The 13244-nt window shown below is 42.3% G+C and carries 13 protein-coding genes; 8 read left to right on the top strand and 5 right to left on the bottom strand.

What is annotated here, in order from left to right; all coding sequences use genetic code 11:
- Positions 1 to 224: 224 nt before the first annotated feature.
- Positions 225 to 791 carry a DNA glycosylase gene (locus H0262_RS12990; RefSeq protein WP_409033831.1) on the bottom strand — a complete coding sequence of 189 codons (567 nt, stop codon included), beginning with the start codon at positions 789 to 791 and terminating at the stop codon, positions 225 to 227.
- A gap of 392 nt (positions 792 to 1183) precedes the next feature.
- On the opposite strand from H0262_RS12990, the gene upp reads away from it, so the two are divergent.
- The gene (gene upp / locus H0262_RS12985) at positions 1184 to 1831 is read left to right on the top strand and encodes a uracil phosphoribosyltransferase (RefSeq protein ID WP_011281223.1); all 648 of its coding nucleotides are present in this window, start codon (positions 1184 to 1186) and stop codon (positions 1829 to 1831) included.
- An 80-nt stretch (positions 1832 to 1911) separates the two neighbouring features.
- A complete protein-coding gene (locus H0262_RS12980; protein ID WP_181211040.1) occupies positions 1912 to 2664 on the top strand; it encodes an SDR family NAD(P)-dependent oxidoreductase in 753 nt (250 codons plus the stop codon).
- A gap of 24 nt (positions 2665 to 2688) precedes the next feature.
- On the opposite strand, the gene H0262_RS12975 is transcribed toward H0262_RS12980, so the two are convergent.
- Positions 2689 to 3345, bottom strand: a complete 657-nt coding sequence (locus H0262_RS12975; protein ID WP_181211039.1) for a hypothetical protein — start codon at positions 3343 to 3345, stop codon at positions 2689 to 2691.
- A 235-nt stretch (positions 3346 to 3580) separates the two neighbouring features.
- On the opposite strand from H0262_RS12975, the gene H0262_RS12970 reads away from it, so the two are divergent.
- Positions 3581 to 4537 carry an alpha/beta fold hydrolase gene (locus H0262_RS12970; protein WP_181211038.1) on the top strand — a complete coding sequence of 319 codons (957 nt, stop codon included), beginning with the start codon at positions 3581 to 3583 and terminating at the stop codon, positions 4535 to 4537.
- A 183-nt stretch (positions 4538 to 4720) separates the two neighbouring features.
- On the top strand, positions 4721 to 5557 hold the full coding sequence (locus H0262_RS12965) for an alpha/beta fold hydrolase (protein ID WP_181211037.1): 837 nt from the start codon (positions 4721 to 4723) through the stop codon (positions 5555 to 5557).
- Between the two features lie 77 nt (positions 5558 to 5634).
- On the opposite strand, the gene H0262_RS12960 is transcribed toward H0262_RS12965, so the two are convergent.
- The 3 genes from H0262_RS12960 to tyrS are packed head-to-tail and all read right to left on the bottom strand — an operon-like array spanning position 5635 to position 7864.
- The gene (locus H0262_RS12960; protein WP_181211036.1) at positions 5635 to 5868 is read right to left on the bottom strand and encodes a DUF1653 domain-containing protein; all 234 of its coding nucleotides are present in this window, start codon (positions 5866 to 5868) and stop codon (positions 5635 to 5637) included.
- 12 nt (positions 5869 to 5880) lie between these two features.
- Positions 5881 to 6651 carry a TIR domain-containing protein gene (locus tag H0262_RS12955; protein ID WP_181211035.1) on the bottom strand — a complete coding sequence of 257 codons (771 nt, stop codon included), beginning with the start codon at positions 6649 to 6651 and terminating at the stop codon, positions 5881 to 5883.
- Between the two features lies 1 nt (position 6652).
- Positions 6653 to 7864 carry a tyrosine--tRNA ligase gene (gene tyrS / locus H0262_RS12950; RefSeq protein WP_181211034.1) on the bottom strand — a complete coding sequence of 404 codons (1212 nt, stop codon included), beginning with the start codon at positions 7862 to 7864 and terminating at the stop codon, positions 6653 to 6655.
- 119 nt (positions 7865 to 7983) lie between these two features.
- Between tyrS and H0262_RS12945 the strand changes: the two genes are divergently transcribed.
- From H0262_RS12945 to H0262_RS12930, 4 genes are all read left to right on the top strand, one after another.
- A complete protein-coding gene (locus H0262_RS12945; protein WP_181211033.1) occupies positions 7984 to 9357 on the top strand; it encodes an anhydro-N-acetylmuramic acid kinase in 1374 nt (457 codons plus the stop codon).
- 228 nt (positions 9358 to 9585) lie between these two features.
- A complete protein-coding gene (gene fabF, locus H0262_RS12940; RefSeq protein WP_051130977.1) occupies positions 9586 to 10857 on the top strand; it encodes a beta-ketoacyl-ACP synthase II in 1272 nt (423 codons plus the stop codon).
- A gap of 126 nt (positions 10858 to 10983) precedes the next feature.
- Positions 10984 to 11856: a cell envelope integrity protein TolA gene (locus H0262_RS12935; RefSeq protein WP_259275474.1), complete on the top strand. Its 873-nt coding sequence runs from the start codon at positions 10984 to 10986 to the stop codon at positions 11854 to 11856.
- Positions 11857 to 11956: 100 nt separating this feature from the next.
- Positions 11957 to 13176, top strand: a protein-coding gene (locus tag H0262_RS12930) for an IS3 family transposase (protein ID WP_181209883.1) whose coding sequence is annotated in 2 segments (ribosomal slippage) — positions 11957 to 12296 and positions 12296 to 13176 — 1221 coding nt in all. Because the reading frame shifts where the segments join, the coding sequence is not laid out codon by codon here.
- Positions 13177 to 13244: the final 68 nt, after the last annotated feature.

Raw genomic sequence — 13244 nt, 5'->3', positions numbered from 1 at the left:
CACTCCAACCCGCCTTCCTCTCCGACTGGGTGGCAGTATACTCGCTTTAGAGAAGGGGTCAAGGGGGTTTGCCCGATATTTTGGCGATTATCTATCCTTATCATCAATACCATCCATTTATCAGTCAGTTAGGGTTGAAAGTACTTTTACCTTTACCAAAATCAATTCTTGTCCTTAGTTAGTGCTTATATATAGCCTCATAGCTTCTTCTATATATAACACTTTTATAGCTTACCTATCTTTTTGAAGAAGTCTTTATAAGCAGAGACTTTTTTATCTAATGCTAAAGGATAGGCGCGCGAAGTAGAAGGCAGTCTATATAAGGTTAAACTATTAACATCAGATTTTTTATTATCTTTATCCTCCCACTTATAAGGATAGTCCATACTTTGATTGGTCTTAGGATGCTTTGATTTGGCAGGTGGTTCAGCTAATAAGTTCAGTAAGACCTCTGTTGCCTTACCACCAGTCGTGAATAGCGCCTGTACTTTCGGTACTTGCGGCAAAATTGTGTCTAGATCGACGGTGGTCACGACCGTAAGGTCTTTATCAGACGCATTGCCTGTTTCACGAATCGCTTGTACTACCGTGGGACAAGAGGCTATACCACGGTCAAACATAAAGGCTCGAATACGTTCAGGATCAAATCGTTTTTCGTCCCCTACTCTAAAATAATCCGCATCATCAAAAAATACGCGTCCATAAATGCGCCACATGTCATTTTGAAAATTGGGATAATGGAACCTCATTGCCCATTTATCGGCAGTGGGCGGAAAACTGCCCATCATCATGACGGTGGCATCAGGTGGTAGGACAGGACCAAAAGGATGGGTTTCGATATTTGCGCTATCGGTCTTTAATTTCTGTGTCCACACAAAGTCGTTAGCAGCTTTTTGTGGATGGATAGGATTATTCGGTGAGGTTTTGGTCATAAGATTCTTCATCAGAAAAGCGGTTTTTTTGCTATCATAGCAAGCCTAAACACTACTTCATTTGTTATAGCGCTATATAGTCAAACATAGTCGGCTTAAATAAAACCGATCTTGTTGTAAATGCCTTTGGCTTACTTTTTATTAAAGGATTAAGCTTACTATTGATAGGCTAAATATAGGGTTGAAGTGCAGTAAGTGTTTGTAGCTTTTATACTAATCAAGCATCAGACCAAAAAACCAAGAGAATACTTATGAGCGACTTAAAAATCACTGTTATCGATCACCCGTTAGTCCGTCATAAACTCAGCCTTATGCGCGAAAAAGACTGTAGCACTTATAAATTTCGCACGTTGACCAAAGAGCTTGCACGCTTGATGGCGTATGAAGCTAGCCGCGATTTTGAAATTGAAACCTTTCCGATGGAAGGCTGGTGTGGTGAAATCATTGGTGAGCAGATCATCGGTAAGACGGCAACTATCGTACCGATTTTACGCGCGGGTATTGGTATGCTTGATGGGGTGCTCGATTTGATTCCTACGGCAAAAATCTCTGTCGTTGGTTTACAGCGCGATGAAGAAACCTTACAACCGGTGCCGTTCTTTGAAAAATTCGTCAGTCACATGGACAAACGTCCTGCGCTTATCATTGATCCAATGCTAGCCACAGGCGGCTCAATGGTTGCGACCATCGAGATGCTTAAGAAAAACGGCTGTACCAATATCAAAGCCTTAGTATTAGTTGCGGCACCTGAAGGGGTCCGTGTAGTCAATGAAGCACATCCTGACGTGACTATTTATACTGCTGCATTAGATAGTCATTTGGATGAGCACGGTTATATCATTCCGGGTCTGGGCGATGCGGGCGATAAAATCTTTGGTAAGCAATTATTTAATAAGTAAGCCAAAGCAGATAAACTAAGACAAGCTGTCGTCTCAAACAACATGACATATGTACAAAACATCAATGATAAGGATATAAGATGAACGTATTGATTACAGGCGCAAGCGCGGGTTTCGGTAAAGCGCTGGCTGAGCGTTTGATTGCCAATGGTCATCGCGTGATTGGCTGTGCCAGACGCTTAGACAAACTCAATGCTTTAGCAGAAACTTTGGGCGAGGCGTTTTTACCTGTGGTCATGGATGTGAGTGATACAGCGTCTATCCCGCAAATCATTGCGGATTTGCCTGCTGATTTTAAACAAATCGATGTCTTGGTAAATAATGCGGGACTGGCACTTGGTACAGAACCTGCTCACAGTGCTAGTCTTGATGATTGGATGCGTATGACCGATACCAATATTAAAGGTTTAATGGCGCTGACTCACGCGGTCTTGCCAGCCATGGTCGCACGCGATAGCGGTTATATCATTAATGTCGGCTCAATTGCCGGAAGTTGGCCTTATTTTGGTGGTAACGTCTATGGCGCGACCAAAGCCTTTGTCAAACAGTTTAGCTTAAATTTGCGTGCGGATCTCATCGGTACGCAAGTGCGCGTGACCAACCTTGAACCGGGTAATGTCGCGGGTACTGAGTTTTCAAACGTGCGTTACCACGGCGATGACGATAAAGCTGCTCAGGTTTACGACGGCTTTAAAACCATGACCGGCGATGATATCGGCGATATTTTATTATGGTTGATTGAATCGCCTGCCCATATTAATGTCAATCGCTTGGAAGTCATGCCTGTCGCGCAAACTTATAACGGCCTAACGATTGCTAAGCAAGACTCTTAAAATTTTAGCTGACTGTTTGGCCTATTAACGTAATTCATAAGACCGAAGCAATATAGTCGCATCTATGTTGCTTCTTTTTTTGCTACTGACATTCTCTTCATTGACCAAGCGCAACTCTTGAAAATCCAAAATCAGTACTTCATTACGCAAGCGCTCGCTAGTGCGTTTATTGTGCCGTATCGGAAATCCTAAGACTTGCTTACCAGTAATCACTATCTGATTGATAATCGTGGTCGAATTATTGATGGTAGCTTTTTCACTTAACTTTTGAGCATTAATGATGGCGGTAACAGAATTAACAGTTGTAATTAACACCTTTGTCTGACGCACACTTTTTGGTAAATCCCCTGCAAAAAACAATACCTGCTCTAATGGTAAATACTGCGCGTGACGCATCAATTCCTGACGAAACAGCGAAGGCATATCAATATTGAAACTGTCTTCTGTTTGCTGAGAGAACGCCGTAAAATTACGATGTAAATAACGTCCAAACACGCTGCTATTAATCCAGTCTTGATAAATATCATTGGCTAGTAATTGCTTGGTGAAAGCATCGGCGTCTAGTGTGATATCTGCTGTTAACATCTCCATCAATAATGTCTGTGGACTAGCAAAGCTCTGCTGCTGCCAGATTTGCGGATATAGGCTGCTATCAAGCAATGGTAAATTTGACTTGTTCATAGACTGATATCCTTATATTTTACTTGCTGACGTTTGATTCGATTGATCACAGTCTATGACAAGTCGCTACTTTTACCGCTCAACTGCTTTTAACCCTAAACAGCTTTTATGTTATGGTCAGTTACCTATTTTAATATAGCAGTCTTTTAGAAATGAGATAAAGACTTTTGCTACGATATATTTTGGCTAAATCGACTTGGTAAAACCGCTTAATGAAAAAAAGGTACATTGCCTTATGAAGAGAAATTTAATCAAACTGCCTGCTAACTATCAGTTGAAAACAATTGATATTGCTTTAACTGACGGCACATTACTACCAGTGTCAGTGATAGGAAATGGTAAACCCATGCTGCTCTTGCATGCCTATGGTATGGATGCACGTGAGTTTTTGCCGTTTATTTTACCTTTAGTTGGTAAGTATGCGTTTTATCTACCGCATTTGCGAGGGTTTGGAGCGGCAAAAGATATCAAGCTGACCCAGTTTGATTTTGTGCGTCAGTATGCAGATGATACTAGTGTCGTCATTGAGCAAATTTGCTTGGCGCGCAATATAGAATCCTTGCCAGTTGCCGCCATTTCGATGGGCGCGCAAGTGATGTGGGCGTATTTTGAGCGCTATGGCAGCGCAAAAGTCAGCCGCTATTTAAATATTGACCAAAGTCCTGCTATTCATAATCAACCTGATTGGCAAGGTGGCTTGTTTGGCACGCGCCAGCAAGAAGTATTCGATATCTTTCATGAGGTAATCGATAGGACGTTACCTTATGCTGACGTCGAAAGCTTTACCCATCTGCCTTTTGTCCTGAAACGCCGTGCAACGGATGTCGAACGGCTGTTTTCTCTACTATCCGTCAATCGCACGCGCTCAAAAGCCTTTATACAAGTGATGACCTATAAAAACGACCCCAAACTTGCGCTTTATGATCACAGTATTTGGCATCATAAAATGCGCTGCTTACAAGCCTATTTGACCTTACCCTATGACTTTCGCGGCGCGATAGAACAGGTCACTATTCCAGTAGTTAACCTCATCGGTGGCCGCTCCAAACTCTACGATGCTAAGTGGCAGCAAAAAGTCACCCAGATGCTACCCAATGCAACTGAGGTCGTGTTGCCACGCTCAGGTCATGCAGTACCAATGGATGAGCCAATTGGGTTTTATAAAGTGTTAAAGAGTTTTTTGGAAACTTAAGCATAACATTACGATGTCACTTAAAAAATCTACAATCGACACTATAACTTTACAACACGTCATAGTAATTGCTCAAACCTACTTTTATAATAAAAAGCTGACGTTCGCCTTCATTAACCAAAAACCAAATCAAAAAAGTGCGTCATTATAAAAACTTTATAATAATATAAAAAGGATCTGAACATGCCATATGTAAAAGTTGCAACACGAAACGAGCAACCTGTCGAACTGTATTACGAAATCCAAGGTACTGGCAAACCTGTCGTGTTAATTCATGGTTGGCCATTAAGCGGACGGGCATGGGAATCACAACTTCCTGCGCTGGTTGAGGCTGGTTATCAAGTGATTACGTATGATAGACGTGGTTTTGGGAAATCCTCCCAGCCATGGAATGGTTATGATTACGATACTTTGGCACAAGATTTAAAAGCCTTGATGGATGAGCTAGATTTAACAAATGCTACTATCGTCGGCTTCTCTATGGGCGGCGGCGAAGTGGCGCGTTATCTTGGGAAATATGGTTCTGAGCGTATCAGTAAAGCAGTATTAGCCTCTGCTGTGCCGCCTTATTTATATAAAACAGATGACAATCCTGAAGGTGGTCTAGAAAAGCAAGATATTCAGGAGTTCTTAGATGGTGTCAGCGGTGACCGTATTGCCTTCCTAAATGATTTTACTAAGCAGTTTTTTACCCCAAAAAACGGCAAGTTATTAGTTAGTAAATCATTACGCTTATATAACCGTGATATTGCTGCATTTGCCTCCGCCAAAGCTAGCTACGATTGTGTCAAAGCTTTTAGCTATACCGATTTCCGTGATGACTTAAAAGCATTTGATGTACCAACTTTGGTCATTCATGGCGATGCAGATCAAATCGTACCGTTAGAGGTCAGTGGTCAGCGTTCGCACGAAATGATTGCAGACAGTCAACTTCATATCGTTGAAGGCGGCCCGCACGGTATCAATGTGACGCATGCTAAAGAATTTAATGAAGCTTTAATTGCTTTTTTAGACAGCTAATTAATTTTGTATATAAACAAGAAAGCGACCTTGAATGGTCGCTTTCTTGTTTATCAGTTATCAGAAAATACTTAGGTTTAATCAGCCAATTCTTTTATAAGCTCAAACCTAGGTAATTGCTTACCATCTACCGTGACAGTTTCAGAAAACATCACTAACGGTCTTACCCAAACGCCATACTCACCGTAGAGACAGCGATAAACGACTAACGCTTCTTCCGTTTCGGAATGCTGAGCTGTATGCAATACTTGGTAAAGCCTGCCTTTGTAATGGCGGTAGATACCTTGGAGGATAGTAGCTTGGTTTGTCATTATTGCTTCCAATTAGTCAATTTTATTCATATCCACACCATAACCAGAGCTTTTCATTTCCCTAGCAATCTTATATTTCCAAGCTCCGCCTTCATCCATAGACTCGTAAACTACGCCTGATATATCGTTAGGAATTTCGACGTTACCTTTTACAAGTGCAACAACGTTTTCTCTTCCAATTTTACCCATTAGAAAACCGTGTTCAAAAACAACATTTTGCCTAGCTCTCGGCTTAAGATTGTCTAAATCAGCCTTTATCCCACCAACATCACATGCAGTATAAAGTACGATACCGAAACCAACATCAGTATTCTTCTCAATTTTTTCTATAATCGTAGCACCAGAGTTTATCTGTTCGTGAAGAATAGTAGCCACAAAGCCTAATTTATCTATAAACCTTGCTACCGTTTCTTTAGCACCATCATCACGCCCATGCACTATAAAGACATTGGTACGGTCAATTCTTGCAACTTCAATATTGTTCATACTCGTGTCTTTTGGAAACAGCTCTAGCTCTTCGATTATAGTTCCAATTAAGTTAACAGTTCTATCTCTACCCGAGCTCCAAGCGTTAAAATTAATAGAATCTGGCATATTTGGATATGCGATTGATGAAAAGAAATTAATTTTGTTCAAGTCTTCTAAATAATTAGAGCCAGAATCATAGATCTTAGTTATAAGCATTTTTAAACGACGTATCAGCTTATCAAGACCACTCTTATCTGTGTACTCAAGTTCCTCGAACTCTAATTTTATCCCTTCAAACAATTTAACCTCATCCATTCTAGACCACCGTCACTTTCGCATAAGCCTTTTTACCTGCTTGGATAACGACTGTCTGACCAGAGGTTAAGCTAAAGCCTGCATCGACGACTTCGCCATCTACTTTTACCGCGCCGCGCTTAATCATATCTTTAGCAGATGAGCTGTTTTTGGCAAGCTCTGCTTGGTTTAATATCTGCGTGATAAATAATGCGTCCTGCCCTTCTAACTCTAACGTCACTTCTGGTAAATCGACTGGCAATTCGCCATCAGCAAGCACGTTACCCGCTGACTTGTGTGCATTGGCAGCAGCGTCAGCATCATGGAAACGCTCAATCAACTCTTCAGCAAGAATGCGTTTGATTTCTTGTGGATTGCGACCGTTTTCCATCTCTGCCATTAACGCTTCGACTTCTTCCATCGGCTTAAAGCTTAAAAACTCAAAGTAGCGACGGATTAAGGTATCAGGCATAGACAGCAGTTTTTGGTACATGGTGCCCGGCGCATCATAAATGCCGACGTAGTTATTCAGGGATTTAGACATTTTATTAACGCCGTCTAGCCCTTCTAAGATTGGCACGGTGATACACACTTGTGGCTCTTGACCATAACGACCTTGCAGGGTACGTCCCATTAGGATGTTAAAGGTTTGGTCAGTACCGCCCAACTCGACATCGGCTTTTAGTGCGATAGAGTCATAACCTTGCACCAATGGGTAGAGAAACTCATGGATAGCAATTGGCGTTTGCGCCGCGTAGCGTTTAGAGAAATCATCGCGCTCAAGCATACGTGAGACAGTCAATTGGCTAGAAAGCTGAATCATATCGCCCGCTGACATATCCTTGAACCATTCAGAGTTAAAGACAATCTTGGTTTTTTCTTTATCCAAAATCTTAAATACTTGCTCAGCATAAGTCTGCGCGTTGACTTTGATTTGCTCATCGGTCAATGGCGGACGCGTGCTGTTTTTGCCAGAAGGATCACCAATCTTGGCGGTATAGTCGCCGATTAGAAAATAAATCTCATGACCCAAATCTTGAAAATGCTTCAGCTTATTAATCAACACGGTATGACCCAAATGTAGGTCAGGCGCGGTGGGATCAAAGCCTGCCTTGATACGCAGCGGACGATTGAGTTTTAGCTTCTTAACCAAATCTTCTTCAGATAGGATTTCTTGTGTACCGCGTTGGATCAGGGCAAGTTGTTCTTCTAGGGTATAAGTTTGAGTGGTCATGATGCTCTCTTTATTGTCTTTATTTAAAGGGTAAAGCGTTTGGGCTATTTAGAATCTCGTAGCCATCAAAAAATGTTAGAATTTGACAGATATACTAGCGTTTTTTAAGGTAAATTGCCATGACCAACCCTGCATCGATTGCTGATAGTCAGCATAATAATTTTTCAAATCTGAGTTTAGATGATGATTTTGATAGCCGTCTAGATAATATGGACGATTTAAACTATGCCACCTTGACCGATGCGCTCGAACAAACGGTGTTTGAAAACTTCGATGATGGCTTATATATAGGTATGATGTCGGGCACTAGCTTAGATGGTATGGACGCGGTCCTTTGTCAATTCAGTGAGAAAGATAATACCCAACAACCGATGCACGTGTTAGCGACTCATAGCCAAGATTTCCCACCGCGTCTGCGTGAAGTGCTACTAGCATTGTGTCAGCCTAATGGGATTCAAGCATTAACGCCATCCGATGATGAACCAAATAGCGAACTAGACTGGTTTGGCTGGGCAAGTAAAGAATATGCAGAATTTTCAAGCGACGTGGTTAATACGTTATTGCAGCAATCAAATACTGATAGTGAATCTGTACTAGCGATTGGCTGTCATGGTCAAACGGTACGCCATCGTCCGCAGATGGGTTTTAGCTTACAATTGGTCGATGCCAATATCATTGCTGAACGTACAGGCATTAGCGTCGTCAGTGATTTCCGTCGCCGTGATATGGCAGTCGGTGGTCAAGGTGCGCCTTTGGTTCCAGCTTTTCATCAAGCATTGTTTGCGGTGCCTGATAGCACGCGTGTGTTATTAAACTTGGGCGGTATTGCTAATATCGCTGTCTTGCCAGCGATTTCTAATGACCTTGTAGATTCTAATGAACACTCAGAAAATCAGCCATCTGATAGCGTGGTTGGTTATGATACCGGTCCTGCCAATCTATTATTGGATGCGTGGACAACATTGCACACGGACAAGGATTATGATGCGGGCGGTACATGGGCACAGTCAGGTCAAGTCGTTGAGCCTTTACTGAATCAGCTATTAGAGCATCCATTTTTTAAGAAAACCTATCCAAAAAGTACGGGGCGTGAAGATTTTAACTTAGCATGGCTTCAAGATGAGTTACAAAAATTCGACCAGGCTTCTGCTGATGTTCGCTACTCATCCGCCGATGTACAAGCAACGCTCACTGAGCTGACCGCCATCAGTGCCAGTGCGCAAATCAATCTATTTATCAATGCTAGTAGCAATAATGCTGTTTATGTCTGCGGCGGCGGGGCGTTAAATAATTATTTAATGACTCGCTTACAAGTACACCTGCCACGATGCAAAGTAGAAACGACCGCCTGCTTGGGACTTGAGCCAACTTGGGTCGAAGCCGTTGCCTTTGCTTGGTTAGCAAGACAAACACTTATGGGTGAAACCGGTAACTTGCCTGCCGTGACAGGCGCAAGTAAAGGCGTGGTATTGGGACAAGTATGTTTTGCCTGAGCGGTCAAATTTTAGTTTACATGCGTACACCTATGTGTTTTATAATGGCTTTAGAAATACACTCCTCTTAGGATCTGTCAGTATAGGATATAGCGAATGAGCCAGCACAGCAGTTTACCGAACGACTCACTTATCGACCAAGCTACGAATAGTACTGTTAATAACCCTATTGCCACCGCTCAGACAAAAAAACGTCATAAGCCGCCACATTTTGAACGCACTGATGAGATGCGTGTTGTCGTGACAGGTATGGGCGCGGTCACGCCATTGGGATTAGATGTCGAAAGCTCGTGGGCGAAACTACTCAAAGGTGAAAGCGGCATCACAGCTATTAGTCATTTTGATGCATCGGGTTATCGTGCGCAAATCGCAGGCGTGGTCAAAGACTTCGATCCAAAGCAATATATGAATGCTAAAGACGCACGCCGTTATGATGATTTTATGCATTATGCGGTTGCTGCTTCCTCTATGGCGCTACAGCAAGCAGGTTTTATCAATGAAGTAAGCGCTGCTGACGCTCCGGTACAAGGTGTTGATCAAGAGCGCTTTGGTGTCATTATAGGCTCAGGTATCGGCGGTATTCAAAACATCGAAAATAGCCGTGATACTTTACGTGAAAAAGGTGCCAGTAAAGTCTCTCCCTTTATCATTCCAGGCTCTATCGTCAATATGGCAGCAGGGCTGGTGGCGATCAAACATACTTTAAAAGGTCCAAACCTTGCAACGTCCACTGCTTGCACTACAGCGACTCATGCAATTGGTCTGGCAGCGCGCTTGATTGCTTATGGTGACGCCGATGTTATACTAGCAGGCGGTAGTGAAAAAGGCTCAAGCCCACTTGGTATCTCAGGTTTTGGTGCCATGCACGCCCTTTCAACTCGCAATGACGAGCCAACTCGCGCTTCACGCCCATTTGATAAAGACCGTGATGGTTTTGTACTTGGTGATGGCGCTGGTGTCATGGTACTAGAAAGTCTTGCTCACGCAAAAGCGCGCGGTGCGACGATACTGGCTGAATTGGTTGGTTTTGGTATGAGTGATGATGCCAGTCATATTACTGCGCCGCCAGAAGACGGTAGTGGCGCAGCACGAGCGATGCGTAATGCTTTAAATGATGCCGGTATTGAGCCGTCAGTCGTAGGCTATGTAAACGCTCATGGCACTAGCACGCCTGCCGGTGATGTCGCGGAATCTATCGCCATTGAAACGGTATTTGCCCCTGTAAAGGATAGCATCTTGGTCAGCTCCACCAAATCAATGACCGGTCATCTACTTGGCGCTGCGGGCGGCGTTGAAGCCATCTTTACTGTTCTTGCTTTGCAACATCAGCAAGTACCACCAACGATTAATTTGGACAATGTTGAAGACAACTGTAATCTGGATTATGTTGCCAACCAATCACGCCAAGTTGAGAACTTGCAGTATGCCGTATCCAATAGCTTTGGTTTTGGTGGCACCAATGGTTCATTGATATTTGCCCGCTGGCCACTCAATGATTAAAACATTAAGCTTATGAGTGAGGCCTTGTAACCTTGGTGGCAGATTTACTACGATTGTCTACTTGCAGCCCCTTATCATCCTTGCGTATGATAAGGGGTAATTTTTGCAACATTTATGGACGATACCATGTCAAGCTATTCATTTTCTCATCAGTTTTATCAGCGCTGGACGTGTGCACCAGAGCCTATCCGTGCCTCAATCATCCAAGAACTCACCGATATCACAACTTTATTGAAAGCTGAAACGCCATTTGAAACTTTTGTTTTTAGCACCCATGACCTAGATGCACACCTTGATGATCTCTATGAGAATCACGAAGCTGAGCAAGCTATCGCCAAGGCAATCGCTGATAAACAAGCGGCAGAACAGGCAAGTGCTGAACAACAGCGTTTAGAAGAAGAACAAAAAATCAAAGCAGCAGAAGAGACCAAATGTCAAAAAGAAGCTCACTTAACAAAGGAAAGCAGGTTAAAAGAACAAGCTTTTGAAGAAAAAAACAAGCATAAAGAAGCTGAAAATACTCAAAAAGAAGTAGAAAGAGAGACACTGTTTGCTGATGATAAAAATCATTTAGAAACAGCTATAAAACTAGAGACAGCTGATACAGATGAAACAAAAATCGACGATAAAATTGATATTATTATCAATGATGAGTCTGATAATGAGGAACATATTGTTAGTAGTAAAACCATTAGCGAACATGCTAATGCAATTGATGATGACAGCATCAAAAATGACAGCACTATTAAAAATGATAGCACTATTAACGCCATCAACAATAAAGCCAGTTTAGCAATCAGCTTAGCCGTTAAAGATGCCAAACTCAGCGTCACTCATAAAGACTTAATTCATGAGCTTGAAATGCAGATTGACGATTATTTGAGCGATCAGATGATGCTGATGTCTGAAAACCTAAAATCTTGGCTGCGTGCTGAGATGACTCAACATTTAAGCGAGCAAGACAAAAATCTTTCTAACGGTAATCTTCCAAAAAACTAAACGCATTCTCTGAACAAAAAAAAGCCCCATAAATATTTACGGGGCTTTTTTATGCATATTGTCCCGTCCTGAAATAAGTTTACGAAAAAGGAGCTTATTCATGGACAAGTTAGACACTGTAAAGGTTAAGCGCACTCAAAAAGATTACACCTTAGGCTTTAAATTAGCCGTCGTTGACAGTATAGAAAAAGGCGACATGACCTATAAACAAGCGCAAGCAATTTATGGCATACAAGGACGCAGTACCGTTTTGGTGTGGCTGCGAAAGCATGGTAAATTAGACTGGATCCATCCCCTTAAGAGCCAGACTATGCCGCATAAAGAAACCCCTGCCCAAACCATCAAACGTTTAGAGCGTGAACTGGCTGATGCTAAAGCACATAACCTTATTTTAAGTAAAGTAGTCGAAGTATTTGAAAATGACTATGGAGAAAATGCTAGAAAAAAGTCTTCTACGGCATCCTTTGGAAACTCAAAACAGACAAACAAATAAGTTTAGCTCAAGGATGTCGTTTGCTTAGTGTTAGTCCGCAAGCGGTATATCAACATCGTATTCGGCAGCATGACAAAGCAAGCAAGTTTACTGTCATCAAAGACTGGGTGCAAGCGTATCGAATGCTCATGCCTCGCATAGGAGGTCGGAAGTTATATTGGCTCATTAAGCCTAAGCTGATGGCTCATGGCATAAAGATTGGCCGTGATGGCTTCTTTGATTATCTAAGAGCACACCGCTTGTTGGTTAAGCCCAAACGTAGCTATACAAAGACGACCTTTAGTAAGCACTGGATGAAAAAGCATCCCAATCTAACGAAAGATGCCCCTGCGCCTATCAAGCCTGAACAAACCTTGGTGGCTGATATTACTTATGTCACATCCAAACAAGGGACGCACTACCTATCTTTAGTGACGGATGGGTATTCAAGACAGATTATGGGATATCATTTAAGTGAGAGTATGCCAGCGACTGAGGTTGTAAAAGCGCTTAAGATGGCAGCTCAAAGGCGGCGTTATACTCATAAAGCGATTCATCACTCTGATAGAGGTCTACAGTACTGTGCATCAGAGTATCAAGAGGTGCTTAGAGCAAATAACATCACACCGTCTATGACCGATGGCTATGATTGTTATCAAAATGCATTGGCTGAGCGCGTTAATGGGATTTTAAAGAATGAGTTCTTGTTGTATGAGTGCAATACGATGAGTGAGCTTAAACAGCTGATCGATGAGTCTGTTTATGTCTATAACCATATCAGACCGCATTTAAGTTTAAATATGAGAACACCTGCTGAGGTACATGACGGTTATTTATCTCCTGCTTAATACAAAAAAGCCAGATATTCAGGGTATCTGGCTTAGCAAAAACTATCAATATATTTTAGGACGAGACA

It is taken from the genome of Psychrobacter sp. D2, from assembly GCF_013608135.1.
Lineage (GTDB): Bacteria > Pseudomonadota > Gammaproteobacteria > Pseudomonadales > Moraxellaceae > Psychrobacter > Psychrobacter cryohalolentis.
Note: the sequence above shows the minus strand (reverse complement) of the source record. Positions and strands in the feature narration are given on the sequence as shown.

Coding starts and splice junctions, on each gene's coding strand:
- H0262_RS12990 (WP_409033831.1), bottom strand. CDS start 791: ATGATGATGGGCAGTTTTCCGCCCACTGCCGATAAATGGGCAATGAGG.
- upp (WP_011281223.1), top strand. CDS start 1,184: ATGAGCGACTTAAAAATCACTGTTATCGATCACCCGTTAGTCCGTCAT.
- H0262_RS12980 (WP_181211040.1), top strand. CDS start 1,912: ATGAACGTATTGATTACAGGCGCAAGCGCGGGTTTCGGTAAAGCGCTG.
- H0262_RS12975 (WP_181211039.1), bottom strand. CDS start 3,345: ATGAACAAGTCAAATTTACCATTGCTTGATAGCAGCCTATATCCGCAA.
- H0262_RS12970 (WP_181211038.1), top strand. CDS start 3,581: ATGAAGAGAAATTTAATCAAACTGCCTGCTAACTATCAGTTGAAAACA.
- H0262_RS12965 (WP_181211037.1), top strand. CDS start 4,721: ATGCCATATGTAAAAGTTGCAACACGAAACGAGCAACCTGTCGAACTG.
- H0262_RS12960 (WP_181211036.1), bottom strand. CDS start 5,868: ATGACAAACCAAGCTACTATCCTCCAAGGTATCTACCGCCATTACAAA.
- H0262_RS12955 (WP_181211035.1), bottom strand. CDS start 6,651: ATGGATGAGGTTAAATTGTTTGAAGGGATAAAATTAGAGTTCGAGGAA.
- tyrS (WP_181211034.1), bottom strand. CDS start 7,864: ATGACCACTCAAACTTATACCCTAGAAGAACAACTTGCCCTGATCCAA.
- H0262_RS12945 (WP_181211033.1), top strand. CDS start 7,984: ATGACCAACCCTGCATCGATTGCTGATAGTCAGCATAATAATTTTTCA.
- fabF (WP_051130977.1), top strand. CDS start 9,586: ATGCGTGTTGTCGTGACAGGTATGGGCGCGGTCACGCCATTGGGATTA.
- H0262_RS12935 (WP_259275474.1), top strand. CDS start 10,984: ATGTCAAGCTATTCATTTTCTCATCAGTTTTATCAGCGCTGGACGTGT.